This is a genomic window from Stenotrophomonas sp. YJH_SMC_65, assembly GCF_059369475.1.
Genome location: NZ_JCAFSR010000004.1, coordinates 95,906 through 121,894 on the forward strand (window position 1 = coordinate 95,906; position 25,989 = coordinate 121,894).

At 67.0% G+C, this 25,989-nt stretch carries 25 protein-coding genes; 14 read left to right on the plus strand and 11 right to left on the minus strand.

Features of this window, described 5'->3' with window-relative positions; all coding sequences use genetic code 11:
- Window positions 1-10: 10 nt before the first annotated feature.
- The 3 genes from AC5P7A_RS08525 to AC5P7A_RS08535 form a co-directional block, all read right to left on the minus strand.
- Window positions 11-700: a methionine ABC transporter permease gene (locus tag AC5P7A_RS08525; protein WP_197575531.1), complete on the minus strand. Its 690-nt coding sequence runs from the start codon at window positions 698-700 to the stop codon at window positions 11-13.
- The gene (locus AC5P7A_RS08530) at window positions 697-1,704 is read right to left on the minus strand and encodes a methionine ABC transporter ATP-binding protein (protein WP_495220040.1); all 1,008 of its coding nucleotides are present in this window, start codon (window positions 1,702-1,704) and stop codon (window positions 697-699) included. The genes AC5P7A_RS08525 and AC5P7A_RS08530 overlap by 4 nt, the downstream gene beginning before the upstream one ends.
- 210 nt (window positions 1,705-1,914) lie before the next feature.
- Window positions 1,915-2,811: a DMT family transporter gene (locus tag AC5P7A_RS08535; protein ID WP_049444938.1), complete on the minus strand. Its 897-nt coding sequence runs from the start codon at window positions 2,809-2,811 to the stop codon at window positions 1,915-1,917.
- Window positions 2,812-2,966: 155 nt separating this feature from the next.
- Between AC5P7A_RS08535 and AC5P7A_RS08540 the strand changes: the two genes are divergently transcribed.
- The 3 genes from AC5P7A_RS08540 to AC5P7A_RS08550 all read left to right on the plus strand — a co-directional run bounded on the left by AC5P7A_RS08540 (window position 2,967) and on the right by AC5P7A_RS08550 (window position 4,917).
- Window positions 2,967-3,449 (plus strand): YajQ family cyclic di-GMP-binding protein, encoded by a 483-nt coding sequence (locus tag AC5P7A_RS08540; protein WP_006471121.1) that lies wholly within the window; start codon window positions 2,967-2,969, stop codon window positions 3,447-3,449.
- 101 nt (window positions 3,450-3,550) lie between these two features.
- Window positions 3,551-4,117, plus strand: a complete 567-nt coding sequence (locus tag AC5P7A_RS08545) for a DUF1415 domain-containing protein (RefSeq protein ID WP_049406028.1) — start codon at window positions 3,551-3,553, stop codon at window positions 4,115-4,117.
- Window positions 4,114-4,917, plus strand: coding sequence for an SDR family oxidoreductase (locus AC5P7A_RS08550; protein WP_032961223.1), 804 nt, complete (start codon window positions 4,114-4,116; stop codon window positions 4,915-4,917). The genes AC5P7A_RS08545 and AC5P7A_RS08550 overlap by 4 nt, the downstream gene beginning before the upstream one ends.
- 71 nt (window positions 4,918-4,988) lie before the next feature.
- On the opposite strand, the gene AC5P7A_RS08555 is transcribed toward AC5P7A_RS08550, so the two are convergent.
- Window positions 4,989-7,019: a M3 family metallopeptidase gene (locus tag AC5P7A_RS08555; protein WP_111206408.1), complete on the minus strand. Its 2,031-nt coding sequence runs from the start codon at window positions 7,017-7,019 to the stop codon at window positions 4,989-4,991.
- 170 nt (window positions 7,020-7,189) lie between these two features.
- On the opposite strand from AC5P7A_RS08555, the gene AC5P7A_RS08560 reads away from it, so the two are divergent.
- Window positions 7,190-7,594: a hypothetical protein gene (locus AC5P7A_RS08560; RefSeq protein WP_495220041.1), complete on the plus strand. Its 405-nt coding sequence runs from the start codon at window positions 7,190-7,192 to the stop codon at window positions 7,592-7,594.
- Between the two features lie 138 nt (window positions 7,595-7,732).
- On the opposite strand, the gene AC5P7A_RS08565 is transcribed toward AC5P7A_RS08560, so the two are convergent.
- A complete protein-coding gene (locus tag AC5P7A_RS08565; protein WP_014038552.1) occupies window positions 7,733-8,845 on the minus strand; it encodes a PLP-dependent cysteine synthase family protein in 1,113 nt (370 codons plus the stop codon).
- 126 nt (window positions 8,846-8,971) lie between these two features.
- Here AC5P7A_RS08565 and gloA point away from each other — a divergent pair, with 126 nt between their 5' ends.
- Together gloA and AC5P7A_RS08575 are read left to right on the plus strand one after the other, a co-directional pair.
- Window positions 8,972-9,487, plus strand: coding sequence for a lactoylglutathione lyase (gloA, locus tag AC5P7A_RS08570; RefSeq protein WP_111206406.1), 516 nt, complete (start codon window positions 8,972-8,974; stop codon window positions 9,485-9,487).
- 90 nt (window positions 9,488-9,577) lie between these two features.
- Window positions 9,578-10,006, plus strand: coding sequence for a VOC family protein (locus AC5P7A_RS08575; RefSeq protein WP_049404183.1), 429 nt, complete (start codon window positions 9,578-9,580; stop codon window positions 10,004-10,006).
- Window positions 10,007-10,073: 67 nt separating this feature from the next.
- On the opposite strand, the gene AC5P7A_RS08580 is transcribed toward AC5P7A_RS08575, so the two are convergent.
- Together AC5P7A_RS08580 and glmS are read right to left on the minus strand one after the other, a co-directional pair.
- Window positions 10,074-10,505, minus strand: a complete 432-nt coding sequence (locus tag AC5P7A_RS08580; protein ID WP_014648481.1) for a CBS domain-containing protein — start codon at window positions 10,503-10,505, stop codon at window positions 10,074-10,076.
- A 446-nt stretch (window positions 10,506-10,951) separates the two neighbouring features.
- Window positions 10,952-12,790, minus strand: coding sequence for a glutamine--fructose-6-phosphate transaminase (isomerizing) (gene glmS / locus AC5P7A_RS08585; protein ID WP_014648482.1), 1,839 nt, complete (start codon window positions 12,788-12,790; stop codon window positions 10,952-10,954).
- A gap of 203 nt (window positions 12,791-12,993) precedes the next feature.
- On the opposite strand from glmS, the gene AC5P7A_RS08590 reads away from it, so the two are divergent.
- From AC5P7A_RS08590 to AC5P7A_RS08620, 7 genes are all read left to right on the plus strand, one after another.
- A complete protein-coding gene (locus AC5P7A_RS08590) occupies window positions 12,994-14,271 on the plus strand; it encodes an efflux RND transporter periplasmic adaptor subunit (protein ID WP_032961233.1) in 1,278 nt (425 codons plus the stop codon).
- Window positions 14,272-14,306: 35 nt separating this feature from the next.
- Complete coding sequence (locus AC5P7A_RS08595; RefSeq protein ID WP_014648484.1) at window positions 14,307-15,032, plus strand: ABC transporter ATP-binding protein; 726 nt, start codon at window positions 14,307-14,309, stop codon at window positions 15,030-15,032.
- A 10-nt stretch (window positions 15,033-15,042) separates the two neighbouring features.
- The gene (locus AC5P7A_RS08600) at window positions 15,043-16,344 is read left to right on the plus strand and encodes an ABC transporter permease (RefSeq protein WP_014648485.1); all 1,302 of its coding nucleotides are present in this window, start codon (window positions 15,043-15,045) and stop codon (window positions 16,342-16,344) included.
- A gap of 21 nt (window positions 16,345-16,365) precedes the next feature.
- Window positions 16,366-17,580 carry an ABC transporter permease gene (locus AC5P7A_RS08605; protein ID WP_014648486.1) on the plus strand — a complete coding sequence of 405 codons (1,215 nt, stop codon included), beginning with the start codon at window positions 16,366-16,368 and terminating at the stop codon, window positions 17,578-17,580.
- A 16-nt stretch (window positions 17,581-17,596) separates the two neighbouring features.
- Window positions 17,597-17,968: a PDZ domain-containing protein gene (locus AC5P7A_RS08610; RefSeq protein ID WP_014648487.1), complete on the plus strand. Its 372-nt coding sequence runs from the start codon at window positions 17,597-17,599 to the stop codon at window positions 17,966-17,968.
- A 121-nt stretch (window positions 17,969-18,089) separates the two neighbouring features.
- A complete protein-coding gene (locus tag AC5P7A_RS08615) occupies window positions 18,090-19,436 on the plus strand; it encodes a sigma-54-dependent transcriptional regulator (RefSeq protein ID WP_014648488.1) in 1,347 nt (448 codons plus the stop codon).
- On the plus strand, window positions 19,433-20,785 hold the full coding sequence (locus AC5P7A_RS08620) for a sensor histidine kinase (RefSeq protein ID WP_014648489.1): 1,353 nt from the start codon (window positions 19,433-19,435) through the stop codon (window positions 20,783-20,785). Before AC5P7A_RS08615 ends, AC5P7A_RS08620 begins: the two co-directional genes overlap by 4 nt.
- 56 nt (window positions 20,786-20,841) lie before the next feature.
- Here the strand turns inward: AC5P7A_RS08620 and AC5P7A_RS08625 are convergent, their stop codons facing one another.
- A complete protein-coding gene (locus AC5P7A_RS08625) occupies window positions 20,842-21,375 on the minus strand; it encodes a GNAT family N-acetyltransferase (RefSeq protein WP_049440005.1) in 534 nt (177 codons plus the stop codon).
- Window positions 21,344-22,711, minus strand: coding sequence for a bifunctional UDP-N-acetylglucosamine diphosphorylase/glucosamine-1-phosphate N-acetyltransferase GlmU (gene glmU, locus AC5P7A_RS08630; protein WP_014648491.1), 1,368 nt, complete (start codon window positions 22,709-22,711; stop codon window positions 21,344-21,346). Before glmU ends, AC5P7A_RS08625 begins: the two co-directional genes overlap by 32 nt.
- Before the next feature lie 83 nt (window positions 22,712-22,794).
- On the opposite strand from glmU, the gene AC5P7A_RS08635 reads away from it, so the two are divergent.
- The gene (locus AC5P7A_RS08635) at window positions 22,795-23,178 is read left to right on the plus strand and encodes a GtrA family protein (protein ID WP_041863846.1); all 384 of its coding nucleotides are present in this window, start codon (window positions 22,795-22,797) and stop codon (window positions 23,176-23,178) included.
- A 13-nt stretch (window positions 23,179-23,191) separates the two neighbouring features.
- Here AC5P7A_RS08635 and AC5P7A_RS08640 read toward each other — a convergent pair whose 3' ends face one another.
- Both AC5P7A_RS08640 and AC5P7A_RS08645 read right to left on the minus strand, forming a co-directional pair.
- Complete coding sequence (locus tag AC5P7A_RS08640; protein WP_329768525.1) at window positions 23,192-25,411, minus strand: putative glycosyltransferase family protein; 2,220 nt, start codon at window positions 25,409-25,411, stop codon at window positions 23,192-23,194.
- 72 nt (window positions 25,412-25,483) lie between these two features.
- Window positions 25,484-25,906 carry a F0F1 ATP synthase subunit epsilon gene (locus tag AC5P7A_RS08645; protein ID WP_005419509.1) on the minus strand — a complete coding sequence of 141 codons (423 nt, stop codon included), beginning with the start codon at window positions 25,904-25,906 and terminating at the stop codon, window positions 25,484-25,486.
- Window positions 25,907-25,989: the final 83 nt, after the last annotated feature.

Consider the following 25,989-nt stretch of genomic DNA (forward strand, 5'->3'; position numbering starts at 1 on the left):
CGGCACTCTGTTATCTGCGGCTGTAATGCGCGACCAGGCGGTCGCCGAGCATCTGCAGCAGCTGCACCAGGACCAGCAACAGGACCACGGTGACCAGCGCCACGTCGGTGTGCGAACGCTGGTAACCATCGCGGAACGCCAGGTCGCCGAGGCCACCGGAACCGATCGCACCGCCCATCGCGGTGAAGCCGATCAGGGCCACGGTGGTGACCGTCGCCCCGGCGATCAGCCCCGGTCGTGCTTCCGGCAGCAGCACCCGGGTGACCAGCTGCCAGGTGGTGGCGCCCATCGCCTGGGTCGCCTCGATCACGCCACGATCCACTTCGCGCAGCGCGGTCTCGACAAGGCGCGCGTAGAACGGCGCCGCGCCGATCACCAGCGGCACGATCGCGCCGCGCACGCCCAGCGAGGTACCCATCAGGAACAGCGTGACCGGGATCAGCACGATCATCAGGATGATGAAAGGCACCGAGCGCAGCAGGTTCACCACCAGAGCCAGCACGCCATAGGCAAACGGCCGGCGCTTCATCTGCGGCGCCCCGAACAGGTACAGCAGCACGCCCAGCGGCAGGCCGATGGCCAGGGTCAGCGGCAGCGAACCGAGCAGCATCAGAAGGGTGTCGAAGGTGGCCTGGCCGATGTCGGCCCACTTGCCCGCATCCAGGTGACGGAAGAAACCGCCGGCAGTGGCGATGATCATCGACGCAGCTCCTCGACATGCACGCCGGCAGCCACGAAGGCAGCCTGCGCGGCGGACTGGTCACCGCCCACCAGGGCGACCACCAGCTGGCCATAGGGGGTGTCCTTGATCCGGTCGATACGGCCGGACAGGATGTTGTAGTCGACCCCGGTCTGGCGCGCGACGCTGCCCAGCAGGGGTTCGTAGGTGTCGCCGCCGAGGAAGGTCAGGCGCACGATGCGCCCGCCCACCACGTCGAAATCGCGGTGCAACGCCCCTTCGTCCACGTGCTCCGATTCGCTGACGAACCGCCGCGTGGTCGGGTGCTGCGGATGCAGGAACACCCGGGTAACCGGACCGGTCTCGACCATCTGGCCAGCATCGAGCACGGCCACGCGGTCGCAGACACGGCGGATCACGTCCATCTCGTGGGTGATCAGCACGATGGTCAGGCCCAGCTCGCGGTTGATCTTCGACAACAGCGACAGCACCGAGGCGGTGGTCTGCGGATCCAGCGCGCTGGTGGCCTCGTCGCACAGCAGGATCTGCGGGCGGGTCGCCAGCGCACGGGCGATGCCGACACGCTGCTTCTGGCCGCCGGACAGCTGCGCCGGATACTTCTGCGCATGCGCTTCCAGGCCCACGGTCTGCAGCAGCTCGGCCACGCGCGCGTCGATCTCCGCCTGCGGCGTGCCGGCCAGTTCCAGCGGGAAGGCGACATTGCCAGCCACCGTGCGCGACGACAGCAGGTTGAAGTGCTGGAAGATCATGCCGATGCGCCGGCGCAGCGTGCGCAGGCCGTCCGTGTCCAGTGCGGTGACATCCTCGCCACCGATCAGCAGCCGGCCACCGCTGGGTTCTTCCAGGCGGTTGATCATGCGGATCAGGGTCGACTTGCCGGCGCCGGAATGGCCGATGATGCCGAATACCTCACCGGCCTCGATGGTCAGGTCCAGCGGTTGCAGCGCGCTGACTTCGCGGCCGGCAACGGCATAGGATTTGTGCAGGCGCTGGAACTCGATCACGGGCGTGGCTCACCGGCTGGGTGACGGAAGGGGGCGTGCAGCCTACCAGCGCAGGCGGTCGCGCGCCCGCGCCATGGGCCAGAATGTTATTCCTTTTGGTTCTAAGCCGCCCGCGCCGACGTGTTGGCTGGGGTCAGAGCCCCTGCGGGGATCCGACCCCGGGGTCGGATCCCCGCAGGGGCTCTGACCCCATTCCCAGGCCCAACCGGCTCAGGGATGATCCAGCGGCTTCGGCGGCTCCTGCCGGTTCACCCGCTCACGATGCAGCAGGTACAGCCCCGAAGCCACGATGATCGCGGCGCCCACCCAGGTATAGCCATCAGGCAGCTGGCCCCAGAAGGCCAGATCCCAACCGATCACCCAGACCAGGCCACTGTATTCCAAGGGCGCGATCATCGAGGCCTCTCCCAGCTGGAACGCCTTGGTCAGGGCGATCTGGCCCAGCGCCCCGGCCAGGCCCATGCCGGCGATCAGCGGCGCATGCGCCAGCTGCAGCGGCACCCAGCCGGGAAGGGACAGCAGGCCGGCACCGATGGCCATGATCACCAGGAACCAGACCACCATCGACTGCGAGGTATCGGTGCGGGTCAGCAGGCTGACCGTGATCGCCGCCACGGCATAGGCGGTGGCCGCAGCCAGCACCATCAGGCCGGGCACCGAGATGAAACCGTCCACGCCCGGCCGCAGCACCACCAGCACGCCGACCAGGCCGATGCCGATGGCGACCCAGCGCCGTGGCCCGACCCGCTCGCCCAGCAGCGGTACCGACAAGGCGGCGATCAGCAACGGGGCGACGAAATAGATGGTGTAGGCGGTGGACAGCGGCAGGTCGCGCAGGGCGAACACGAAGCAGCCGATCATCGCCATGCCCAGCGCGCCACGCAGCAGGTGCAGGCCCCAGCGACGCGGCACCAGCGAGCGCGGGCCGGCGCTGGCCAACACCCAGACCAGCACGAACGGCAACGAGGCCGCGCCGCGCAGGAAGGTCACCTCCAGGGTCGGATAGCTGGCCGACAGCTGCTTCATGCCAGCGTCCATCAGCGAGAAACAGGCGACCGCAGCGACCATCCAGGCCACCGCACGCGAAGGGGAGCGTTGCACGTTCATGGCCCATTATCGCCCGGTCGTCGCTTTCTGTAGAGCCGAGCCCACGCTCGGCTGCTCTTCACAAAGCCGCCGAGCGTGGGCTCGGCTCTACAGGGGACGGGCATGCGGGCCCTCGCGATAGAATGATCGCCACTGAAACCTGCGGAGCACCGCCCATGCCTTCCTTCGACGTCGTGTCCGAAGTCGACACCCACGAGCTGACCAACGCCATCGACCAGGCCAACCGCGAACTGGCCACCCGCTTCGACTTCAAGGGCGTGGACGCAAAGTTCGAGCGCGACGGCGATGTCATCAACCAGACCGCGCCGACCGAATTCCAGCTCAAGCAGATGAACGACATCCTGCGTGCTCGCCTGGCCGCACGCGGCATCGACGTGCTCAGCCTGGAGTTCGGCGACATCGAGACCAACCTGGCCCAGGCCCGGCAGAAGATCACCGTCAAGCAGGGCATCGAGCAGAAGATCGCCAAGAAGATCGCGGCGGCGCTGAAGGATGCCAAGCTGAAGGTGGAAAGCCAGATCAACGGCGACAAGCTGCGCGTGCAGGGCAAGAAGCGCGACGACCTGCAGGACGCCATCGCCGTGCTCAAGGCCGGCAAGTTCGAGCTGCCGCTGCAGTTCAACAACTTCCGCGACTGAGGCATCCGCCGGGCATGCCCCGGCGCTGCCAGCGGCAGGCACGACGGCGCGTTGCCAACGACGCGCCTACAATGGCGGCCCCGCCAGCCGACGTGCCCGCCATGACCGATTCCCCCCTGCCCACCGATGACCCGATCGCTGCCACCCGCCTGTGGCTGGAGCGCATCGTCATCGGCCTGAATCTGTGCCCGTTCGCCAAGGCGGTGTATGTGAAGGACCAGGTCCGCATCGTGCTCAGTGATGCGACCACGCCGGAAGCGCTGGTTGAGCAGCTGGCCGAGGAACTGGTGCTGTTGCGCGATACGCCGGCCGAGCAGATCGATACCACGCTGATCGTGCATCCGCAGGTGCTGACGGACTTCCTCGACTACAACGATTTCCTCGACAACGCCGACGCCGCGATCGAGGCACTGGACCTGCAGGGCATCCTGCAGGTGGCCAGCTTCCACCCGGACTACCAGTTCGACGGCGTGGCAGCGGACGACGCCAGCAACTACACCAATCGCGCGCCCTTCCCCACCCTGCACCTGCTGCGCGAAGACAGCGTGGCGCGCGCAGTGGATGTCTATCCGGACCCGGACGTGATCGTCGAGCGCAACATCCAGACCCTGGACCGCATCGGCGTGGACGGCTGGCATCGCCGCCTGCGTGGCGAAGACCTGACGTGAGCACGGTGCCGCCGATTGCCGCATGGCCGGCCGCGCCGCTGTCGGGCAAGGTGGTGCTGGTCACCGGCGGCGCCAACGGCATCGGCCGTGGCATCGCACAGGCCGTGCTCGGTGCCGGCGGACGCGTGCTGATCGGCGACCTGGACGTGGAGGCCGGCGAGGCGTGCCTGGCGGAATGGCAGCGTAGTGGCGAGGCCGCATTCCAGCGCCTGGACATCACCGACGAAGCCAGCGTGCGCGACTTCATCGCCGTGGCCCTGCGGCGTTTCAGCCGTATCGACGGGCTGGTCAACAACGCGGGCATCGCCGGACCGCATGGCACGCAGCTGCAGGACATGGACTGGGACGAGTGGCAGCGCCGCCTGTCCTCGCTGCACGGCGCCTTCCTGTGCAGCAAGCACGCACTACCGGCGCTGACGGCCAGCGCCGCCGGCGCAATCATCAACATCGCCTCGACCCGCGCCTGGCAATCCGAAGCGCACAGCGAGGCCTATGCTGCGGCCAAAGGCGGGCTGGTGGCGTTCACCCATGCGCTGGCGATCAGTGCCGGCCCGACGGTGCGGGTCAACAGCATCAGTCCGGGCTGGATCGGCACCACGGCCTGGCAGGCCCCCTCGCGGCGACACGCACCGGAGTACTCGGCCATCGACCAGGCACAGCACCCGGTCGGCCGGGTCGGCCGCCCCGAGGACATCGGCGCGCTGGCGGTGTACCTGCTGTCGTCGCTGTCCGGCTTCAGCACCGGCCAGGACTTCATCGTCGACGGCGGCATGACCCGGAAGATGATCTACGCCGAATAGAAAAAGGGGACGGAGGGGATTAAGTCGTTTGTGCACAAACGACTTAATCCCCTTCGTCCCCTTTTTTTCGCTTACGCCATGCCCGAGTGCCGCAGCAGCGCGTCGATCTGCGGCGCGCGGCCGCGGAAGGCCTTGAAGTTCTCCGCCGCCGGGCGGCTGCCACCACGCGACAGGATCTCATCGCGGAAGCGTGCACCGGTTTCAGCCAGTGCCTGCGGCGCTTCCTCGAACGCGGCGTAGGCATCGGCGCTGAGCACTTCGGCCCACTTGTAGCTGTAGTAACCCGCGGCGTAACCACCGGCGAAGATGTGGCTGAACTGGTGCGGGAAGCGGTTCCAGACCGGCGGGTGGTTCACGGCCACTTCCGCGCGCACTCGGTCCAGCAGTGCCAGCACGCTGTCCTGCGCCGGTTCGAACTGGCTGTGCAGCAGCATGTCGAACAGGCCGAACTCCAGCTGGCGCACCGTGGCCATGCCGCTATGGAAATTGCGCGCCGCCAGCATGCGCTCGTACAGCGCGCGCGGCAGCGGCTCGCCACTGTCCACGTGCGCGGTCATGCCCTGCAGGTGGTCCCATTCCCAGCAGAAGTTCTCCATGAACTGGCTGGGCAGCTCCACCGCGTCCCATTCCACGCCGTTGATGCCGGCCACGCCCAGTTCGCCGATGCAGGTCAGCAGCTGGTGCAGCCCGTGGCCCATCTCATGGAACAGCGTGGTCACTTCATTGTGGCTGAAGGTCGCCGGCCTGCCGTTGGCGCCCCGGCCAAAGTTGCACACCAGGTAGACCAGTGGCGTCTGCACGCTGCCGTCGCCACGCACGCGACGGTTGCGGCAATCGTCCATCCACGCACCGCCGCGCTTGCCCTCGCGTGCGTACAGGTCCAGGTAGAACTGGCCGACCAGCGCGCCCTGCGCATCGACCAGGCGGAAGAAGCGCACGTCTTCGTGCCACACCGGTGCGCTGTCTTCCTGCACATGCAGGCCATACAGCTGCTCGATCACCGAGAACAGGCCGCCCAGTACCTTCGGTTCGGTGAAATACTGCTTCACTTCCTGCTCGGAATAGCTGTAACGCGCCTGCTTCAGGCGGTCGGCGGCGAACGCCAGGTCCCAGGCCTGCAGGTCATCGATGCCCAGCTGCTCGCGTGCGAACTGCTCCAGCTCGGCGCGGTCCTTGGCCGCGAACGGCTTGGCTCGCGCGGCAAGGTCACGCAGGAAACCCAGCACTTCGGCCGGATCCTGCGCCATCTTGGTCGCCACCGAGTAATGGCCGTACGAATCGAAGCCGAGCAACGCGGCCAGTTCGGCGCGCAGGGCAAGGATACGGTCGATGTTGCCACTGTTGTCCAGCGCGTCATCGCCGAACTCCGATGCACGCTGCGCGCTGGCACGGTACAGGATCTCGCGCAGGTCGCGGTCTTCAGCCCAGGTCTGCACCGGCAGGTAGCACGGCATCTGCAGGGTCAGTTTCCAGCCGGTCCTGCCGTCCTTCTCTGCCGCAGCGCGCGCGGCAGCCTTCACGTCTTCCGGCAGGCCCAGCAGTCGCGCTTCGTCCTCGATGTACAGAGACCATGCATCGGTGGCGTCGAGCACGTTCTGCGAGAACTTCGCCGACAGCGCCGACAGTTCCTCCTTGATCGCCGCAAAGCGCTGCTGCGCCTCAGGTGCCAGCTCGGCACCGCCCAGGCGGAAGTCACGCAGCGTGTTGTCCAGCACCTTGCGCTGGGCTTCATTGAAATGCGCCGCCTCCGGGCTGGCGGCCAGTGCCTGGTACTGGCGATACAGCGCCAGGTTCTGGCCCAGCGCGCTGGCGAAACGGGTCACCCGCGGCAGGTTGCCGTTGTAGGCCTCACGCAGTTCCGGGGTGTTGACCACCCCCTGCAGGTGGCCGACCAGGCCCCAGGCACGCCACAGGCGCTCGGTGGCGTCATCCAGCGGGGTGACGAAGGTGTCCCAACGCACCGGCTGCACCCGCTCGGCTGCGCTGACGGCAGCTTCGGCCTCGGCCAGCAGCACATCCAGCGCCGGCGCGACGTGCTCGGGGCGGATCGCGTCAAAGCGCGGCAGTCCGGAAAAGTCGAGCAGGGGGTTGGCAACGGTCACGGCAGATCTCCAGGGAACGGGCCCGGCGGGCGGGCAGCTTCCCAGATATGGCGCTGACAGGCGCGGCTGACAAGGGGGCATGCGCCGGCGTTCACGTCGGCCTGACGGCCGCGCACCGAAGCTCTGGCTGCGGGGGAGTCCGCAGCGGTACTTACCGAACGAGGCCCTACATGGAAGGTCTGGCTGCAGTGGCATCCATCTCACCGGCGCGCTCGCTGGCGCTGTCCGCCAGCCCGGCAGAACTGGCCTGGATCGCCGCGCTGTGCGATGCCGGCGACGACGCCCCCCGCCATTTGGAGCAGCTGCAGGCGGTATTGCAGCAGGGCGGCACGTTCAACGATGCCCAGGAGTGGTACCCGTTCGAGGTGATCGAGCGCGGCGCCAGCCAGTTGCAGCTGGGCCACGAGCGCAAGTTCGTGCTCTGCGTGCTGCTGTGGCTGCAGGCATTGGCCCAGGGACGCGCCAGCATCCTGGACCCCAGCCTGCACCTGGATGACCGCGCGATGGACATCGAGGCGTTGCCTGATGCGCTGCGCGATGCGGTGCTGGATGCGTTCACCGCAGCGGGGTATTGAGACGCCCCGGCGACCGGGTGGAGTCGACTGTGGGTCGACTTTCGCGCGCAGCGCGGGATTCTGGCGACCTGAACGTGGAGCGGTCGACCAACAGTAGACGCTACCCAGCCGATGCACGGCCGGCCGTGCGTTGCCGCGTTACAACGCTTCCAGGCTGCACCACGGCAGTTCGGGCAACCCCTGCCCGGCCACCGCCGCCGCCAGCTGCGCATCGGCGCCGTCGACATCGATCCCCTGTCGCCCATACCACGCCGGGTCGTAATAGCTCTGCGCATAGCGCTCGCCACTGTCGCACAGGATGCTGACGATGCTGCCCTGGTGGCCCGCCTCACGCATCCATTGCGCGGCCTGCAGCACGCCGATGAAGTTGGTGCCGGTGGAGCCACCGACACGGCGGCCGAGCTGGCGGCTGACATGGCGCATCGCGGCCAGGCTCAGCGCATCGGGCACCTTCACCATCGCATCGACACTGGTCGGGATGAAACTCGGCTCCACCCGTGGCCGGCCGATGCCTTCCACGCGCGAGCCACCGCTGCAGGTCAGTCCACGCCAGTCCTGTTCACCGGCCACGGCAGCCTTGTAGCCGTCGAAGAACACCGACACTTCCGGGTCCGCGCACAGGATGCGGGTGTCATGCCGGCGGTAGCTGACATAACGGCCCAGCGTGGCGGCGGTACCGCCGGTACCCGGGCTGCACACGATCCATTCCGGAACCGGGCTGGGCTCTTCGGCCATCTGCTTGAAGATGGATTCGGCGATGTTGTTGTTGGCACGCCAGTCGGTCGCCCGCTCGGCATAGGTGAACTGGTCCATGAAGTGGCCGCCGGTTTCGCGGGCCAGCTTTTCCGAATCACAGTTGAGGTCGCAGGCGCGCTCGACCAGGTGGCAGCGGCCCCCATGGAACTCGATCGCCGCGATCTTTTCCGGCGAGGTGGTGGCCGGGATCACCGCAATGAACGGCAGGCCCAGCAGGCGCGCGAAATAGGCTTCGGACACGGCGGTCGAGCCACTGGAGGCCTCGATCACCGGCCGGCCCTCGCGCAACCAACCGTTGGCCAGCGCGTACAGGAACAGCGAGCGCGCCAGCCGGTGCTTGAGGCTGCCGGTGGGATGGCTCGACTCGTCCTTCAGGTACAGGTCGATGCCCTCGAACCCGGGCAGCGCCAGCGGGATCAGATGGGTATCGGCGGAACGGTTGAAATCGGCTTCGATCTTGCGGATGGCGGCGGCCACCCATTCACGCTGCGACATGGCGGGCAATCGTTATCAGGACGGAACGGTGCGATCCGGCCATTGTACGTCGCGGTGCCGTCAGGTGCGGGCCGGTAGAATGGCGGCCATCCGGCCGGCAACGGCCCCGTCTGAAGGACCTCCCCCATGACCATTCCCGCCCTGCGCGATGTCCCCGGCGTCGCCGCCCAGGCCCCGGCCGAAACCAGCGGCTTCGTGTTCAACCACACCATGCTGCGGGTGAAGGACATCACCGCCTCGCTGGACTTCTACACCCGCGTACTGGGTTACCAGCTGATCGACAAGCGCGACTTCCCGGACGCCCAGTTCAGCCTGTACTTCCTGGCCTACGTGCCGGCCGGCGCAGTGGTGCCGGAAGACGACAGCCAGCGCCGCCTGTGGATGGCCGGCCTGCCGGGCGTGCTGGAACTGACCCACAACCACGGCACCGAGACCCAGCAGGGCGCGGTCTACCACGACGGCAACAGCGACCCGCGCGGCTTCGGCCACATCTGCGTGTCGGTGCCGGACATCGAGGCCGCCTGCCAGCGCTTCGAGGACCTCGGCGTGACCTTCCAGAAGCGCCTGACCGACGGCCGCATGAAGAATCTGGCCTTCATCAAGGACCCGGACGGCTACTGGGTCGAAATCATCGCCAACTGACAAAAAGGGGACGGAGGGGATTAAGTCGTTTCTGGCACTATTGGCCGGAAGCGACTTAATCCCCTCCGTCCCCTTTTTTGCGAGGTTCGTATGGAAACGATGGAACTGCACCGCGGCCGCCTGATCGACCACATCCAGCTGGTGGTGCGTGACCTGGCGGCCAGCCGCCGCTTCTACCAGGCGGTGTTCGACACCATCGGCATCCCGATCGCCGGCGAAGGCGATGATTACTTCTGGGCCGATGAGCTGTTCATTTCCAGCGCCAGCAGCGAGGCCGCCGCCGGCCAGCTGACCGGCCGGCACCATCTGGCCTTCCAGGCCCGCGACAGCGCCACCGTCGATGCCTTCCATACCGCCGCGATCGCCGCCGGCGGCACCGATAACGGCGCGCCGGGCGAACGCCCCTACCACCCGGGCTACTACGGCGCCTTCGTGCTCGACCCGGACGGCAACAACATCGAAGTGGTCTATCACGGTCCTGCGAACTACAGCGCCGACTCGGTGAAGGTCACGTTCTGATATCACCGAAGCCGTGAACGAAGAAGCCGGGCAATGCCCGGCTTCCCTGCTTCCAGCGCTGCAGCCCTCAGTGGGCGGCCATGTAGATGTCCTGAAGCACGGCCTTTTCCAGTTCCAGCTCGCCCAGCAGGTTCTTCACGATATCGCCCAGGCTGAGGATGCCGACCAGCTGGTTGCCGTCGGTCACCATCAGATGACGGCGCCGCGAGTACGTCATCAACGACATGGCCTGCTTCAGCGTCGCGTCCGGCGCAATGCCTTCCAGGCCGGTGGACGGCAGGCTGGAGATCACCCGGCGGCCGGCCTGCGGGCCGTCGTCGGCCAGGGTACGCACGATGTCCTTCTCGGAAATGATGCCGACCGGGGCATCGTCCTTCATCACCACCAGCGCAGCGATCCTGTTCGCGCTCATCTTGTGGGCGGCGGCACCGATGGTGTCCTCGGCGTCGATGGTGATGACAGCTTCTTTCTTGGATTGCAGAAGTTCGCGGACGTTCATTCTTGTTTCCTGGTGCAGGTCACTGAAGTCAAAAAAGTGTGCTCTTCCGATACGCCCCCTCCCCGGGAACAGACCTTTCAGCGCACGTCTGGCGCACCCGCCCGCCGCGTGGAATGGATCGGCAGGCGATGTGCTGCAACGCGAACGAGGTGGGCTCAACCGCTCAACCCGGACCTCGGTCAAATCGATTCTACGACTGCGACCATCGGTCACTACCGGCATCGATAGGACAGTTCGTCGTGGGAACCAACCGACGATCCAGAGAATGGCACCGCGGCTGAAACCGCCGCTGAATACAGCCGATGCCGCGCATTAAAGAATGATTGCCTGCTGCCGACGGCGGACAGAACACCCGGTGGCTGTCCCACTTGGCATGGCCGACCACGCAAACGAAAGGGGCCACGCGGGCCCCTTTTCGCATGCAGCATTCGACGGATCCGGGAGTGTTACTCCACCGTCACGCTCTTGGCCAGGTTGCGCGGCTTGTCCACGTCGGTGCCGCGTGCCAGCGCGGTGTGGTAGGCCAGCAGCTGCACCGGAATGGTGTGCACGATCGGGCTGAGCACGCCGGCATGGCGCGGCGTGCGGATCACGTGCACGCCTTCGGACTCATTGAAGTTGCTGTCCTGGTCGGCGAACACGAACAGCTCGCCACCACGGGCGCGCACTTCCTGCATGTTCGACTTCACCTTCTCCAGCAGGCTGTCATTGGGGGCGATCACCACCACCGGCATGTCCTCGTCCACCAGCGCCAGCGGGCCATGCTTCAGCTCGCCCGCCGGGTAGGCCTCGGCGTGGATGTAGGAAATCTCCTTGAGCTTGAGCGAGCCTTCCAGCGCGATCGGGTAATGCAGGCCACGGCCCAGGAACAGCGCATTGGACTTGCGCGCGAAGCGTTCGGCCCACGCCGCGATCTGCGGTTCCAGGTTCAGCGCGTGCTGCACGCTGCCCGGCAGGAAGCGCAGCTGTTCCAGGTAATCCGCTTCCTGCGCCGCGTCGATGCGGCCATGCAGCTTGCCCAGCACCACGGTCAACTGGAACAGCGCGGCCAGCTGGGTGGTGAAGGCCTTGGTCGAAGCTACGCCGATCTCCGCGCCCGCGCGGGTGTAGCAGACCAGCTCGCTGGCGCGCGGAATCGCGCTTTCCGGCACGTTGCAGATCGACAGCGTGTGCTTGTGGCCAAGCGCCTTGGCGTACTTCAGCGCCTCCATCGTATCCAGCGTTTCGCCGGACTGGGAGATGGTGACGATCAGGTGCTTCGGGTTGGCATACGCGGCGCGGTAGCGGTACTCGCTGGCAATCTCCACGCTGCACGGCAGGCCGGCGATGGCTTCGATCCAGTAGCGCGCGGTCAGGCCGGCGTAGTAGCTGGTGCCGCAGGCAATGATCTGCACGCCCTCGATGCCCGACAGCACCGCTTCGGCGTTCTTGCCGAACAGCTCGGCCGGGAAACCACCGGCGTCGATCGCCGCCTCGATGGTGTCGCCCAGCGCACGCGGCTGCTCGTGGATTTCCTTCTGCATGAAGTGGCGGTACGGGCCAAGCTCCAGCGATGCCAGCGACACGTCGGACAGGTGCACATCGCGCTCGACCGGCCGGTCATGCTCATCGAAGATGCGCACGCCATCGCGACGGATCTCGGCGGTGTCGCCCTCTTCCAGGAAGATCACCTTGCGGGTGGCCGAGATCACCGCCGAGACGTCGGAGGCGACGAAGTTCTCGCCCTCGCCCAGGCCCACCAGCAGCGGGCAGCCCATGCGCGCGCAGACGAAGCGCTCCGGCTCGGCGCGGCTGACCACGGCCAGCGCGTAGGCGCCGGTCAGCTCCTTCACCGTGTGCTGCAGCGCCACCAGCAGGTCATCGCCGCCCTTCAGGTGATGATGGATCAGGTGCGCGATGACTTCGGTGTCGGTCTGCGACTCGAAGGTGTAGCCCAGCGCGCGCAGCTTCTCGCGCTGCTCTTCGTGGTTCTCGATGATGCCGTTGTGCACCAGCGCCACGCCGTGGCTGATGTGCGGATGCGCGTTGGCCTCGGTGACGCCGCCGTGGGTGGCCCAGCGGGTGTGGCCGATACCCAGCACCGCATTGAACCCTTCGGCCTCGGCCGCCGTGGCCATTTCCGACACGCGACCGGTGCGGCGGACACGACGTACTTCGGGGCGCTCGGCGTGATCGATCACCGCGATGCCCGAGGAGTCGTAACCACGGTACTCAAGCCGCTTCAGGCCTTCGATCAGCACCGGCACCACGTCGCGATCGGCGATTGCACCCACGATTCCACACATGTCACGCGTTTCCTTGAAGACGATCGGCGCATTCTAGCCCGCGTGTCCGGCTTCCCCCTCCTGTCCGCTTAATGAAAGTGTCCGGAAAGGTGTCCGCGGACACCCGGACACTCCAGCGGCCCGCCCAACCTGTTGAACTGAAAGGAAATAAAGTTGGCACGCTACGTGCTTGGTACTGGCTACCACCGTCAGGCACGCACCCGATGATCCGCGACACTTCCGCACAGGACCAGATCGTTTCCTCCGCCCCCGCCGGCGCCACCCGCGTCAACTGGCAGCGCTACCGCTGGCCGGCGCTGGGCGCCATCGTGCTGCTGGCCGGCATCGGCTGGGCCGTGCATGCCTGGTCCAATGCCAGCCGCTCCTTCGACAGCAGCCGGGTGCGCATCGCCGAAGTGAAGCGCGGGGACCTGGTCCGCGACATCGCCGCCGACGGTCGGGTGATCGCCGCCAACAGCCCGATCCTGTACGCCATCTCGGCCGGCACCGTGGACCTGAAAGTGGTCGCCGGTGACGTGGTGAAGAAGGGCCAGGAACTGGCGGTCATCGACAGCCCGGAACTGCGCAGCAAGCTGGCCCAGGAACAGGCCACCCTGGCCGGCCTGGAAGCCGAGGCCAGCCGTGCCGCGCTGGACGCCACCCTGGCCCGCGCCAAGTCGCGCAAGGAAACCGACCAGGCCACCATCGAGCGCCAGGCCGCTGACCGCGACCTGCAGCGCTTCCAGCGCGGCTACGACGGCGGTGCGGTGCCACAGATCGACCTGGCCAAGGCCAAGGACTCGCTGAAGAAGGCCGACATCACCCTGGCCAACGCCACCACCGATGCGCGCCTGCAGAGCCAGGGCGCCGACCTGGATGCCCGCAACAAGCGCCTGCTGGCCGACCGCCAGAAGGCCGTGGTGGCCGAAGTGCAGCGCCAGGTCGACGCACTGACCCTGCGCGCACCGTTTGACGGCCAGGTCGGCCAGGTGCAGGCGGTCCAGTCCACCAACCTGGCTGCCAACGCGCCGGTGCTGGGCGTGGTCGACCTGTCCAAGTTCGAGGTCGAGATCAAGGTGCCGGAGAGCTTCGCCCGCGACCTGGCGATCGGCATGCCGGCGCAGCTGACCGGCGGCAATGGCAAGCCGTTCCCGGGCGAGATCAGCGCGGTGTCGCCGGAAGTGGTCAACGGCGAGGTCAACGCCCGCGTGCGCTTCGCCAGCGCGCAGCCGGAAGGCCTGCGCCAGAGCCAGCGGATGTCGGTGCGCGTGCTGCTCGATACCCGCAAGGACGTGCTGAAGGTCGAGCGCGGCCCGTTCGTCGAACAGGGCAATGGCGTGGCCTACGTGATGGATGGCCGCACCGCGGTGCGGCGTCCGGTGGAACTGGGCGTCAGCAGCCTGGGCGAAGTGGAAATCAAGTCGGGTGTGCAGCCGGGCGACCGCATCGTGGTCTCCGGCAGCGACCTGTTCAAGGACGCCGAACGCGTCTCCGTCAACTGATACCTGATACCTGAATCCTGGAGAGAGGACACCCCATGTACATGCTCGAAATGCGTTCGGTCGCCAAGGTCTTCCGCACCGAACAGGTGGAAACCCACGCGTTGCGCTCGCTGGAACTGCAGGTCAAGGAAGGCGAGTTCGTCGCGGTCACCGGCCCGTCCGGCTCCGGCAAGACCACCTTCCTCAACATCGCCGGCCTGCTGGAAACCTTCACCAGCGGCACCTACCTGCTTGACGGCCAGGACGTGAGCACGCTGGGCGATGACGCCCGCAGCCGCCTGCGCAACCAGAAGATCGGCTTCATCTTCCAGGGCTTCAACCTGATTCCCGACCTGAACCTGTTCGACAACGTCGACGTGCCGCTGCGCTACCGGAAGATGAGTGCCAACGAGCGCCGCGAACGCATCGAGAAGGCGCTCACCCAGGTCGGCCTGGGCTCACGCATGAAGCACTACCCGAACGAACTGTCCGGCGGCCAGCAGCAGCGTGCGGCGATCGCGCGTGCGCTGGCCGGCAGCCCGCGCCTGCTGCTGGCCGACGAACCGACCGGCAACCTGGATACGCAGATGGCCCGCGGCGTGATGGAACTGCTGGAGGAGATCAATGCCGCCGGCACCACCATCGTGATGGTCACCCACGACCCGGAACTGGCCGCACGCGCGCAGCGCAACGTGCACATCGTCGATGGCCAGGTGACCGACCTGGTGCGCGAACCGGTGCTGGCTACCCCGCCGCGCCACATCGTTGCCGTCAACGAGTGAGGGCACTCCCATGTTCGCCTACTACACCCGATTGGCGGTACGCAGCTTCCGCCGCAACAAGATCCTGACCGCACTGATGGTGGTCGCCATCGCGCTCGGCATCGGTGCCTCGATGACCACGCTGACGGTGTTCCACGTGCTGTCCGGCGACCCGATTCCCGGCAAGAGCGACCAGCTGTTCTACGTGCAGGTCGATCCGCGCCCGCGCGGCGGCTATACCCCGGGTGAGGAGCCTGAGGAACAGATGACACGGCGCGACGCCGAGACCCTGCTGCGCGAGAAGCGCGGCATCCGCCAGGCGATGATGAGCGCGGGCGGCGGCACGGTGGAACCGGAGCTCAGCACGCTCAAGCCGTTCTCGGTGGATACGCGCTGGACGTCGGCCGATTTCTTCCCGATGTTCGACGTGCCGATGCAGTACGGGCGTGCCTGGAACAGCAGCGATGATGACAATCGCAGCCGGGTGGTGGTGCTGTCGAAAGCGATCAACGACAAGCTGTTCCAGGGTGCCGACAGCACCGGTCGCGAGATCCGCCTGAGTGGCCATTCACTGCGGGTGATCGGCGTGATGAAGAAGTGGAATCCCGAACCCCACTTCTTCGATCTGACCACCGGCAACTACGGCAAGGATGAAGACCTGCTGGTGCCGTTTTCCACTGCGATGGACCTGGAGTTCGGCAGCAACGGCAACATGAACTGCTTCGGCGAGAATCCGGATGGCAGCAGCAACTCGATCAACGCGCCCTGCAGCTGGATCCAGTACTGGGTGGAGCTGGATCCGGCCAAGGTCGAGGACTACCGCAGCTACCTGGCCAACTACTCGGACCAGCAGCGCGCAGCGGGCCGTTTCGAGCGCCCCACCAACGTGCGCCTGCGCCCGGTGATGGAGTGGTTGACGTTCAAGAATGCCGTGCCTAGCGACGTGCGCCTGCAGATGTGGCTGGCATTGGGCTTTCTCGGCGTCTGCCTGGTCAACACGGTGGGCCTGCTGCTGGCGAAGTTCCTGCGCCGCAGCGGCGAGATCGGCGTGCGCCGCGCCCTCGGTGCCAGCCGTGGGCAGATCTTCCTGCAATGCCTGGTTGAAGCCGGTGCGATCGGCGTTGCCGGCGGCGTGCTCGGCATCGGCCTGGCCCTGCTCGGCCTGTATGCGGTGCGCCAGCAACCCGTGGACTACGCGAGCCTGGCCCACCTGGACGGCAGCATGCTGCTGCTGGCCATTGGCCTGACCCTGTTCGCCAGCCTCGCCGCTGGTTTCTTGCCCGCCTGGCGCGCGATGCAGGTTACCCCGGCCATCCAGCTCAAGTCGCAGTAAGCACGAGTACGAGGACCTCCCATGGATATCCGCCCCATCCTCAGCACCCTGCGCCGGCACAAGACAGCCGCCGCCCTGATCGTGCTGGAAGTCGCCCTGACCTGCGCCATCGTCTGCAATGCCCTGTTCCTGGTCACCCAGCGCGTTGAACGGATCAGCCAGACCAGCGGCCTGGCCGAGAACGAGCTGGTGTTCGTCCGGGTCAGCGGCATCGGCAAGCAGACCAATGGCCAGGCCCGCACCCAGGAGGACCTGTCCGCCCTGCGCGCCGTTCCCGGGGTCACCGCCGCCGCGAAGGTCAACCAGCTGCCGTTCCGCCCGAACTCCTCCAATACCAGCGTTTCGCTGAAGCAGGAACAGGAACGTCCGACCGCCTTCGTCACCATGTACATGTTCGGCGAAGGTGGACTGTCCACGCTTGGACTGCAGCTGACCGCCGGCCGCGACTTCCAGCCCAGTGAATACAGCAACGTCGAGGATGCACAGAAGAACGCCTCCACCAATACCGCCTCCTCGGTGATCATCAGCCGCACGCTCGCCGACAGGCTGTACCCCGGCGAGAACGCACTGGGCAAGACGTTCTACATGGGCAAGCAGCCACTGCACGTGGTGGGTATTGTCGCGTCATTGGCCACGCCCACCGATTACAACAACAACACCACGCTGTCGATGGTGCTGCCTGTGCGGACCGATTTCACCCAGGGCCCGTACGTCCTGCGCACTGCTCCGGAACGGCGCGAGGAAGTACTCAAGGGCGCGATCGCCGCGCTTGAACGCAACGACCCCAACCGGCTGGTGCGCGAGAAGCTGACCTATGAGGCGCAGCGCAATGACTACTTCAAGAACGACAGGGCCATGGTCGGGCTGCTGATCACGGTGTGCATCTCGCTGCTGGTGGTCACCGCACTGGGCATCATCGGCCTGGCCAGCTTCTGGGTGCAGCAGCGCAGCAAGCAGATTGGTATCCGTCGCGCGCTCGGCGCGACGCGTGGGCAGATCCTGCGCTACTTCCAGACCGAGAACTTCCTGCTGGCCACGCTGGGCATCGTGCTGGGCATGCTGGCCGCCTATGCGATCAACCTGGCACTGATGAACATGTACGAGCTGCCGCGCATGCCGCTGCACTACCTGCCGCTGGGCGCACTGCTGCTGTGGGTGCTTGGCCAGATCGCGGTGTTCGGGCCGGCCCGGCGCGCGGCAGCGGTACCGCCTGCGGTTGCCACGCGGGGCGCATGAGATGCGTATCCGCTGGATGCTGATGATGATGCTCCTGCCACTGCCGGCACTGGCCGGCGGTGGCAGCTCGCAGACACTGGAGTGGCGCCAGGACGATGCGCGCCTGGCATTGCGTTCGAGCGAAGGCCAGGTGCGCGTGGAAGCCGCCGGCCCGGAAGCCCGCTTCGGCGTGCGCAGCGGCGATCGCATCCTGCGGGTGGATGACACCACCGTACGCAGGATCGAGCATCTTGCCGAGGCCCTGCGGCGTTCAAGCGCCGCCAGGGCCTATCTCCTGCTGCAGCGCGACAGGCAGGAACTGACGGTCGCGGTGGACGCCGCTGCCTGGCGCAGGGCGCTGGTCGCTCCGCCTCCGCCAGCACCGCCACCGCCGCCGCCCCGACGCTGAGCCCGCCGCCCCGACGGCTACGGGTTTGGCTATGCTTGATGGGTGGCGCCGGGCTCTCCCGGCGTATGGACACGAACACGGCTCCATCGGCGCCGCCCATCCCTTTCTGCAGAACCGCTTGATGCCTTCGATCCTGATCATCGACGACAACGCCAGTGTGGGCACTGCACTGGACGTGCTGTTCTCCCTGCACGACATCGACACCCTGCAGGCGCAGAGCCCGGCCGAGGGGCTGGCCCTGCTCGAGTCGCAGCCGGTCGACCTGGTGATCCAGGACATGAACTTCAGCGAGGACACCACCTCCGGCGAGGAGGGCGAAGCGCTGTTCGCACAGATCCGCGCACGCCACCCGGACCTGCCGGTGATCCTGCTGACGGCCTGGACCCACCTGAGCAGCGCGGTGGACCTGGTCAAGGCCGGCGCCGCCGACTACCTGGCCAAGCCCTGGGACGACCGCAAGCTGCTGACCACGGTCAACAACCTGCTGGAGCTGTCCGAGGCGCGGCGCGAACTGGACCGCCGCCGCAGCCGTGAGCTGCGCCAGCGCAATGCGCTGGAAGAAAAGTACGACCTGTGCGGTGCGGTCTTCGCCGATCCGGCCAGCGAGCGCGTCATCGCCCTGGCCTGCCAGGTCGCGCGCTCCGAGCTGCCGGTGTTGATCACCGGTCCCAATGGTGCCGGCAAGGAGAAGATCGCGCAGATCATCCAGGCCAATTCACTGGTGGCCAAGGGCCCGTTCATCACGGTCAACTGCGGCGCGTTGCCGTCGGAGCTGATCGAGGCCGAACTGTTCGGTGCCGAGGCCGGCGCCTACACCGGCGCCAACAAGGCACGCGAGGGCAAGTTCGAAGCCGCCGACGGAGGCACGCTGTTCCTGGATGAGATCGGCAACCTGTCGCTGGGCGGGCAGATGAAGCTGTTGCGCGTGCTGGAAACCGGCCGCTTCGAGCGCCTGGGTTCCAATCGCGAACGCCAGGTCAAAGTCCGCGTGGTCAGCGCGACCAATGCCGACCTGCCGGCGATGATCCGCGACGGCACGTTCCGCGAAGATCTCTATTACCGCCTCAATACAGTGGAACTGGTACTACCGCCGTTGGCCGAGCGCGCGGGCGACATCGTTCCACTGGCCGAGCGTTTCCTGACGGCCGGCAAGCCGCTGTCCAGTGCCGCCAGTGCCGCCCTGCAACGGCACCCGTGGCCGGGCAACGTGCGCGAACTGCGCAACGTGATCCAGCGTGCCGAACTGCTGGCGACCGGCAACCGCATCGAGGTGGCCGACCTGAACCTGCCGCGCACCGCACCGGCGCCACGCCCCGCACCGAGCGCTGGCAACGATCCCGACCGCGAGCGCATCGAGGACGTGCTGGCACGCAACCACGGCGTCATCGCCCAGGCGGCTGCCGAACTCGGCCTGAGCCGCCAGGCCCTGTACCGGCGCATGGACCGCCACGGCATCCCACGCGAATGAAACGGCGCTCGTTCACCTTCCGCCTGTTCCTGCGCCTGCTGCCGGTGCTGGCGCTGGCCGCTGCGCTGCCGTGGCTGCTGGCGTACTGGATGAACCATGGCTGGGTGGTGACCACGGCGTCGGCCGTGATCCTGCTGGCGTTGATGTGGTGGACCCTGCGCCGCGCCACCGCACCGGTGCGCTCGCTGATGCGCGCACTGTCCGGCACCACCAGCAGCTACCGCGACGGCGAGTACAACTTCGGCGTGTACTGGCCGGGCAACGACGAACTGGGCGACCTGGTGCAGGCGCACCGCGAGCTGGGCGATGTGCTGCGCGAACAGCGGCAGGGCCTGGTGCAGCGCGAACTGCTGCTGGACACCATGGTGCAGAACACGCCGGTGGCCATGCTGCTGATTGCCTCCGGCGGCGATGGCATCGCCCGCGTGGTGTTCTCCAACCTGGCTGCGCGCAAGCTGCTGCATGGCGGCTGGAAGCTGGAAGGCCAGCGTCTGGAAGAGGTGCTGGAACAGGTGCCGGTGGAGCTGCGCGATGCCATCGCCCGTGGCGGCGACAGCCTGTTCGCGGTGCATGCCGAGGGCGAGGACGGCGACGAGGATGACGAACAGGTCTACCACCTGTCGCGCCGCGCCTTCCAGCTCAACGGCCGTCCGCACGACCTGCTGCTGGTACGCCTGCTCACCGCCGAACTGCGCCGCCAGGAAGTGCAGACGTGGAAGAAGGTGATCCGGGTGATCAGCCACGAGCTCAACAACTCACTGGCACCGATCGCCTCGCTGGCCCACTCCGGTGGCGTGCTGGTGCAGCGCGAACGCTTCGACCGGTTGCCGGAGATCTTCACCACCATCGAGGACCGCGCACGCCACCTGGAAGGCTTCATCCGTGGCTATGCACGCTTCGCAAAGCTGCCGCAGCCGCAACTGCAGACCGTGCACTGGGCGCCGTTCCTGTCCAGCCTGCGCCAGCAGATCCCGTTCACCATGGAACGCGAGCCGGACGAGGACCTCAGCAGCCGCATCGACATCGCGCAGTTCGGGCAGGCATTGCTGAATCTTCTGAAGAACGCGCATGAAGCCTGCGCCGAGGCCGATCCGCCCAACGATGACGTACAGGTGCAACTCACGCGGCTGCCGCAATGGCTGCGCCTGGACGTACTGGATCGCGGCAAGGGCATGAACGAGCAGGTGCTGCAGAACGCCTTGATGCCGTTCTATTCGACCAAGCGCAACGGCACCGGCCTGGGGTTGGCACTGACGCGCGAGATCGTGGAAGCGCACGGTGGCCGCGTGTCGCTGCAGAACCGCGGCGATGGCGGGTTGTGCGTGTCGATCCTGTTGCCGGTGGGTTGAGCGGGCCGATCGGGTAGATCCACGCCATGCGCGGATGTGCCGACCAGGGCCGGCACCTACCAGGCCCGCCGCATCGCCACCCGCAGGTGCATCGGAAACCCGAGCGCAGCCTCTTCGGCCATGACGGCGCGCAGGCCGTCGTTCCACTCAGCCTCAGGCACTACGTCGAACCCTTCGCTGGCATAGAAGGCTGCATTCCATGGCACATCGCTCAAGGTGGTCAGCACCGCTGCAGCAAAGCCGGTGGCCCTGGCCTGCGCCAAGGCGTGCCGCAGCAATGCACGGCCATGGCCACGACGCGCGTGCGCGGGGTCCACATCCATCTGCAGGACATGGAACTCGCCACACAGCTCGCCGCCCAGCAGGTAGCCGGCAATGTCGCCGCCGGGGCCATCCACAACCCACAGCTGGCCCCGCTGAAGGCCGTCCTGCAGCGTCGGCAGATCCAGGCCGTGGCCGGCAAATACTGGATGGGCTTCGTGATCCTTCAGCAGTTCGCCGGCACGCTGTTCAATTGCCGGCAGCACGCCGAGCTCGTCGGCATGCGGAATACGTGGCTCAGGACTTCTTGACCGGGCGCTTCCAGCCATCGATGGTTTCCTGTCGTGCGCGGGCCAGTGTCAGCTTGCCGTCCGGGGCGGTGCGGGTGATGACCGAACCGGCAGCGATGGTCGCGCCCTCGCCGATCGTCAGCGGCGCCACCAGCGAACTGTTGGAACCGATGAACGCGTTGTCGCCGATGGTGGTGGTCGACTTGTTCACGCCGTCGTAGTTGCAGGTGATGGTGCCGGCACCGATGTTCACCTTGCTGCCGATCACCGCATCACCCAGATAGGTGAGGTGGTTGGCCTTGCTGCCGACGCCGAGGGTGACCTTCTTGGTTTCGACGAAGTTGCCGACGTGCACGCCATCGGCCAGCACGGTACCTGGGCGGAGGCGCGCGAACGGACCGACCAGCGCCGCGCCTTCGGTGACCACACCCTCCAGATCACAGTGCGCGCGTACTTCGGTACCGGGGCCGAGAGTAACGTCCTTCAGGCGGTTGAACGGACCGATGGTAACGCCGTCGCCGAGCACGATGTTGCCTTCGAGAACGACATCGACATCGATCAGCACGTCACTGCCCACGGTGACGGTGCCACGGATGTCGAGTCGTGCCGGGTCGCGCACGCGTGCACCCTGTGCGCACAGCGCACGCACGGCGCGATGCTGCCAGGCACGCTCCAGCTGCGACAGCTGCCAGGGATCGTTTGCCCCCTCGGCTTCCTGCGCGTCGGCCACCAGCGCCATTTCGGCCGGGGTGTACTCATGCGCGGCAAATGCGAACACGTCGGTCAGGTAGTACTCGCCCTGCGCATTGCGGTTGGACAGCTGCGACAGCCAGCGGCGCAGCGCGGTCGACTCCGCGGCGATGATGCCGGTGTTGATCGTGCGCACGCGCAGCTGGTCGTCGGTCGCGTCCTTCTGCTCGACGATCGCTCCCACCTTGCCTTCGGCATCGCGCAGCACGCGGCCGTAACCGGTCGGGTCATCAACCTCGGCGACCAGCACCGCCAACCGCCCCGGCTGCGCCAGCAGATCGCGCAGGGTCTGCGCGCGGATCAGCGGTACATCGCCGTACAGCACCAGCACCTGCACGGCATCCGGCACCTGCGGCATCGCCTGCGCCACCGCGTGGCCCGTACCCAGCTGCTGCGCCTGTTCAGCCCACTGCAGGTCGGGCTGGTCGGCGAACTGTTGCCGCACCGCCTCACCGCCATGGCCGTAGACCACATGGATGGCCGCCGGTTGCAGTTCGCGGGCCGCATCGATCACGTGCGCCAGCATCGGTTGGCCGGCGATCGGCTGCAGCACCTTCGGCAGCACCGACCTCATGCGCTTGCCGGCGCCGGCGGCGAGGATGATGACGTGCAGGGCTTGGGTCATGGGAACGGCAGTCCGTGGTTCGTTGCCGACGATTCTAGAGCGTACGCCGTTAACATGGGCATCCCTCCTCCTTCACCATGCCGATGAGCCTTGTCCGCCAGGGAAGCGCCTACCTCGTGATCGGGCTCGTGCAGCTGCTGGTCGATTGGCTGGTGTTCGTGGTCGCCACCGCGCTTGGCATGCCGGTCGCACCGGCCAACGTCGCCGGGCGCCTGGCCGGCATGCTGCTGGGCTTCTGGCTCAACGGCCGCTACACCTTTGCCGAGGCCGGCACCCACAAGCTGGGCTGGAAGCGCTTTGCACGCTTCTTCGGGCTGTGGCTGCTGCTGACTGCGGCAAGCACGTTGCTGGTGAGCCTGGTCGACCACGCGCTGGGCCTGCAGTACACCTGGCTGGCCAAGCCACTGGTGGAAGGCGGGCTGGCGTGCGTGTCGTTCCTGTTGATGCGCTACGTGGTGTACCGCTGATCGCGGTCAGCGGTCAGCGATCACCGTCACGGCGCAGGCGCAGGCGCGCTCCCAGTCCCTCACGCCACAGCTGCAGCGCGCTGTAGCGCAACCGCACCTGGTGCTGCCCGGCCGGCACGCACAACGCATGGAAGAGGCCATTGCCGCGCAGCAGCGGCAGTACCTGGCCATCCTCGAGCTGCGCCTGCCAGCCACGACCGGTGGTTTCGTTGATCACCACCCATGCTGCATGGTCGGCCACCACCGTCAGCTCGATGCGTCCCGGCTGGTAGCGCAGCACCTGTACCGTGGCCTCGCCGGCATCCTGTTCGGCACAGTGGCTGCTGGCGGCTGCCGGCAGCCATAGCTGCCGGTTGAAATCGGTCTGGTTGAACAGCGGCGCAGGCGGTAGACGCTCCTCATGGCGGCGCACCTGCCGCGGATTCAGCACCCGTGGCAGCACGCTGTCACGCCGCGCAAGTTCCACCTGGTCGCCCTGCGCGCTGGAGCCCGGGAACGGCTCCTGGGCCAGCAGCCAACGCACGCCCAGCAGGTCGTACAGGGGAGCAGCGGTGTCTGGCATCCAGGCAGTGGGGACCTTCTGCTGGAAGGTATCCACCGGCTCGCCCGGCATCCCGGTCATCTGCAGATAGTCGCTTGCCAGCAGCGGGTTGTAGCCGTTTGCCAGCGCAATGGCATGCACCGCCGCGCCGTTGGTGAGTCCGCCGATGCCGAAGACCACCGCGCGCTCGGGTATGCCGATATGCCGCTCTGCCGCCAGCAGCGCATAGGCGCGCTGCGCAGGACCCGCACGATCGGCGGTGAGCACCGACTTTGTGCCGCTGCCCGCGTTGAACCTGGTGCCGACGTTGAACAGCAGCAGGTCCAACAGCACCAGCGCCAGCACCCAGCGCGCAGGTGACTGGTGGCGGCGCAGCACCCACACCGCGGCTACGCCCAGCGCGGCGCTGACCGCAAGCCAGGCGAAAGCGAGCGGATGACCATGATCGATCGCCAGCCACGCAGCGCACGCGCCCAGCACTGCGACGACCGCCACGGACACCCGATGCAATCGCAATGGCTGCCGCTGCAGGGCAACCTGCAGGGCACTGGCACCCAGCCACGCCGCCGCAGGCACGGTAAGGAACAGCGCATCGGACGGGCGCCGGAACAGGTCCAGCCCCGGAAGCCAGCCGAACAACCAGGGGAACAGCGGCGTGGCGCCACCCACCGCGACCATGATCGCCAGCGTCAGCGCACACAGCGCGACGCGCGTCGCCGCCGGCTTGCGCCGCAGCACCTCACCGCCCCAGAGCAGCCACAGCGCCAGCGGCACTGCCCCCACATAGAGGTAATCGGCGCTGATATCACCGAAGGCCCAGCTGTCGCCGCGCCCCTGCGAGAACACGTTGCCCGACAGCAGTGTCACCAGTGTCTGCCAGTGGATGGCACCCGGCAGCGCGGCTTCCAGCGTCAGGCCATTGCGATTGGTCTGGTCCAGCCAGGCCAGCGTGGACAGCCACTGCGGCGCACTGACACCACCGGCGAGAATGGCCACCACGCCCAGCTGCCACAGCAGGCGCATGCGCTGCCCCTGTGCCAGCACGACAGCAGCCACGGCGTAGATCACGCACGCGAGGATGATGAAATAGGTGACCTGGGTCAGTTGAAGCGCACACATCCCGCCGGCCACACCGGCCAGCAGGATGTCGCGCATCCGTCCCCGCCGGCGGACCTGCTCCAGGCCCAGCCACAGCCAGGGCAGCAGGCAGTAGCTGATGATCATCGGCGTGTGCTGCAGGCGCGACGCGGCCACGCCACCAAACATCAGCGTGAGCGCGAACAGCAGCTGCGCCGGCGGCGGCATGCCCTGCACGCGGCTCAACCGCAGTGCACCCAGGCCGCCTGCCAGCACATGCAGCAGCACCACCACCGTGAACAGATGCAGGGAGCCCGGCGCCAGCAGCATCGGCAGCAGCATCGTCGGCTGCAGCGTCATCATCTGCGGATCGGCCACCTGCGGGTAGCCACCGTAGAGATACGGATTCCACCAGGGGGCCTGCAGGTGACGCAACTGCTCGGCACTGAAACTGACCGCCGGGAAGAACTGCTGCACGGCATCAAAGGGAATGGTCTTGATGCCACTGAGCCATGGCAGGCACAGAACGATCCACGCAATCAGGAACACGCCTGCCGGTGTGCGCCACGGCCGCTGCCAGCTGCCGCCTTCAATCGCTGTCGAGTGGTGCTGCATTCCCTGCTCCTGTGGCGAACAAACAAAAACGCCGGCAGCTAGCCGGCGCTTGTGCTTGATGACGCGCGAACCTCAGTGCTTGAGATTCTTGCGCAGGCGCTCCAGCGCCTGCAGCTGGACGACGGCTTCGGCCAGCTTCTGCTGGGCTTCAGCCACTTCCATCGCTTCGCCGCGGTTGGCCAGGATGCGCTCGGCTTCTTCCTTGGCCTTGCGGACCGAGGCTTCGTCGATGTCCTGCGCGCGGATCGCGGTGTCGGCCAGCACGGTCACCACCTGCGGCTGCACTTCCAGGATGCCGCCGGAAATGGCGAAATCCAGCTGCTCGCCGTTCGGCGTGGTCACCACCACCTTGCCCGGCTTCAGGCGGGTGATCAGCGGCGCGTGCTTGGGCGCGATGCCCAGTTCGCCCAGCTCACCGGTGGCCACGACCAGGGTCGCTTCGCCACGGAAGATTTCCTGCTCGGCGCTGACGATGTCGCAACGGATCGTGCTCATGCAAATCTCTTCGCTGTTCGCGGCGGCGCAATGCCGCCGTGGGGGTCCACCGGCGCGGGCGGTTGCCCGGCGCCGGCGTCAGG

Bases quoted from the DNA above. Each gene is read 5' to 3' on its own strand.
- AC5P7A_RS08525 (WP_197575531.1), bottom strand. From the start codon at position 700: ATGATCATCGCCACTGCCGGCGGTTTCTTCCGTCACCTGGATGCGGGC.
- AC5P7A_RS08535 (WP_049444938.1), bottom strand. From the start codon at position 2,811: ATGAACGTGCAACGCTCCCCTTCGCGTGCGGTGGCCTGGATGGTCGCT.
- AC5P7A_RS08540 (WP_006471121.1), top strand. From the start codon at position 2,967: ATGCCTTCCTTCGACGTCGTGTCCGAAGTCGACACCCACGAGCTGACC.
- AC5P7A_RS08545 (WP_049406028.1), top strand. From the start codon at position 3,551: ATGACCGATTCCCCCCTGCCCACCGATGACCCGATCGCTGCCACCCGC.
- AC5P7A_RS08560 (WP_495220041.1), top strand. From the start codon at position 7,190: ATGGAAGGTCTGGCTGCAGTGGCATCCATCTCACCGGCGCGCTCGCTG.
- AC5P7A_RS08565 (WP_014038552.1), bottom strand. From the start codon at position 8,845: ATGTCGCAGCGTGAATGGGTGGCCGCCGCCATCCGCAAGATCGAAGCC.
- gloA (WP_111206406.1), top strand. From the start codon at position 8,972: ATGACCATTCCCGCCCTGCGCGATGTCCCCGGCGTCGCCGCCCAGGCC.
- AC5P7A_RS08575 (WP_049404183.1), top strand. From the start codon at position 9,578: ATGGAAACGATGGAACTGCACCGCGGCCGCCTGATCGACCACATCCAG.
- AC5P7A_RS08580 (WP_014648481.1), bottom strand. From the start codon at position 10,505: ATGAACGTCCGCGAACTTCTGCAATCCAAGAAAGAAGCTGTCATCACC.
- glmS (WP_014648482.1), bottom strand. From the start codon at position 12,790: ATGTGTGGAATCGTGGGTGCAATCGCCGATCGCGACGTGGTGCCGGTG.
- AC5P7A_RS08590 (WP_032961233.1), top strand. From the start codon at position 12,994: ATGATCCGCGACACTTCCGCACAGGACCAGATCGTTTCCTCCGCCCCC.
- AC5P7A_RS08595 (WP_014648484.1), top strand. From the start codon at position 14,307: ATGTACATGCTCGAAATGCGTTCGGTCGCCAAGGTCTTCCGCACCGAA.
- AC5P7A_RS08600 (WP_014648485.1), top strand. From the start codon at position 15,043: ATGTTCGCCTACTACACCCGATTGGCGGTACGCAGCTTCCGCCGCAAC.
- AC5P7A_RS08605 (WP_014648486.1), top strand. From the start codon at position 16,366: ATGGATATCCGCCCCATCCTCAGCACCCTGCGCCGGCACAAGACAGCC.
- AC5P7A_RS08610 (WP_014648487.1), top strand. From the start codon at position 17,597: ATGCTGATGATGATGCTCCTGCCACTGCCGGCACTGGCCGGCGGTGGC.
- AC5P7A_RS08615 (WP_014648488.1), top strand. From the start codon at position 18,090: ATGCCTTCGATCCTGATCATCGACGACAACGCCAGTGTGGGCACTGCA.
- AC5P7A_RS08620 (WP_014648489.1), top strand. From the start codon at position 19,433: ATGAAACGGCGCTCGTTCACCTTCCGCCTGTTCCTGCGCCTGCTGCCG.
- AC5P7A_RS08625 (WP_049440005.1), bottom strand. From the start codon at position 21,375: ATGGCTGGAAGCGCCCGGTCAAGAAGTCCTGAGCCACGTATTCCGCAT.
- glmU (WP_014648491.1), bottom strand. From the start codon at position 22,711: ATGACCCAAGCCCTGCACGTCATCATCCTCGCCGCCGGCGCCGGCAAG.
- AC5P7A_RS08635 (WP_041863846.1), top strand. From the start codon at position 22,795: ATGAGCCTTGTCCGCCAGGGAAGCGCCTACCTCGTGATCGGGCTCGTG.
- AC5P7A_RS08640 (WP_329768525.1), bottom strand. From the start codon at position 25,411: ATGCAGCACCACTCGACAGCGATTGAAGGCGGCAGCTGGCAGCGGCCG.
- AC5P7A_RS08645 (WP_005419509.1), bottom strand. From the start codon at position 25,906: ATGAGCACGATCCGTTGCGACATCGTCAGCGCCGAGCAGGAAATCTTC.